Source organism: Vibrio sp. 10N.247.311.12 (assembly GCF_041467515.1).
Classification (GTDB): Bacteria; Pseudomonadota; Gammaproteobacteria; order Enterobacterales; family Vibrionaceae; genus Vibrio; species Vibrio crassostreae_C.
Genome location: NZ_JBFSUV010000099.1, coordinates 1 through 1,637, shown reverse-complemented (window position 1 = coordinate 1,637; position 1,637 = coordinate 1). Strand labels below are relative to the sequence as shown.

Genomic DNA, 1,637 nt, shown 5'->3' with positions numbered 1-1,637 from the left:
CCCTATCTGGCAGGGTAGATGTCACTGTTAAAATTTAACCAGTTTGGGCGATAAAGAGTAATTGTGTCTCGTATCTCAGTAGAAAGAAAAGAAGCTATATTGAAGAAGCTATTACCTCCCTATTCAATGTCAGTTAAAGAAGTGTCGGAAGAGGAAGGAATTAGCACTGCGACCCTGTATAATTGGCGCCAGCAACTCAGACGTTCAGGAGCCGCCGTGCCAAATAGCAACACTTCATCAGAGCAGTGGTCAGCTCAAACTAAACTTGCCATTGTCGCTGAAACCTACTCAATGACAGAAAGTGAACTCAGCCAATATTGTCGTGAAAAAGGTCTTTTTCCAGAGCAAATCCAAAGCTGGCGCAGCGAATGTATGCAAGGGTTTAAGTCGAGTAAAGAGCAGGAAGCTGAAGCAAAGAAGCAGGCTAAAGCTGACAAACTTGAAATCAAAGAGTTGAAGAAAGATTTACGACTCAAAGAAAAAGCACTCGCTGAAACGGCCGCTCTCTTGGTACTAAGAAAAAAGCTGAGAGCCTTTTACGGGGAAGAGCCAGAGGACGACTAACCTCAACCGATGAAAGGCAGACCATAGTGACTCTTATCCTTGAAGCGAAGCAATGCGGGTGTCGTTTAGAGCCAGCTTGCCATGAAGTTCAAATCGACTTGAGAACGTATCGTCGCTGGTATCAGCAAGGTGAAGTTCAAGCTGACAAAAGGCCAATATGCCTCAGACCTGAGCCTGCTAACAAGCTGTCGCAGGAAGAGCGTGATGCGATAATCGAGGTGTGTAACCGCTCTGAGTTTGCAAGCTTGCCTCCAACTCAAATCGTCCCGACACTGCTTGATAGAGGTGAGTATATCGCCTCTGAGTCGAGCTACTACCGAGTGTTGAGTACGCAGGGGCAACTTCACAAACGAGGTCGTCAGCGGAGCAGACAGAAGCAAGCGAAGCCAACCAGTTACACAGCGACGGACTCGAACCAAGTCTATACGTGGGATATCACTTACTTACCTTCAAAAGTTCGAGGCCAAAATTATTACCTGTATGTCATTGAGGACATCTACAGTCGAAAAATTGTTGGTTATGAAGTGTATGAGCATGAATGCGGTGAGCTGGCGTCACAACTTCTGCAACGAACGTTGATGCGAGAGCAGTGCTTCAATCAAGCTCTGGTTCTTCACTCCGATAATGGTGCGCCGATGAAGTCGTTGACGTTCAAAGCCAAAATGGAAGAGTTAGGTATTACTTCATCGTATAGTCGCCCAAGAGTCAGTGATGATAACCCGTATGTTGAGTCATTGTTCCGCACGGTAAAGTACATGCCAAGCTGGCCAACGAAGGGCTTTGAAACAATCGATAGTAGCCAAAGTTGGGTTGAAGCCTTCGTACGCTGGTACAACACCGAGCACAAGCACAGTCAGCTAAATTACGTCACGCCTTCAGAGCGTCACAATGGAAAAGATAAAGAGATCTTGAAGCGTCGTGTAGAGGTATTGCTCGCTGCAAAACAGCGAAAGCCTGAGCGGTGGTCTGGTGATATCAGGAACTGTGCGCCTGTTGGTGACGTTCACCTAAATCCAGAAAGAGAAGCTGCTTAATAAGTAAGCAAATGATGACAACTACCTTGAAAAACACCG

At 46.4% G+C, this 1,637-nt stretch carries 1 protein-coding gene; it reads left to right on the top strand.

Annotated elements, in window-relative coordinates:
• The first annotated feature begins 63 nt into the window (after positions 1-63).
• A protein-coding gene (locus tag AB6E30_RS22455; RefSeq protein ID WP_372105319.1) for an IS3 family transposase occupies positions 64-1,598 on the top strand; the annotation gives its coding sequence in 2 pieces (ribosomal slippage) (positions 64-517 and positions 517-1,598; 1,536 coding nt in all).
• Positions 1,599-1,637: the final 39 nt, after the last annotated feature.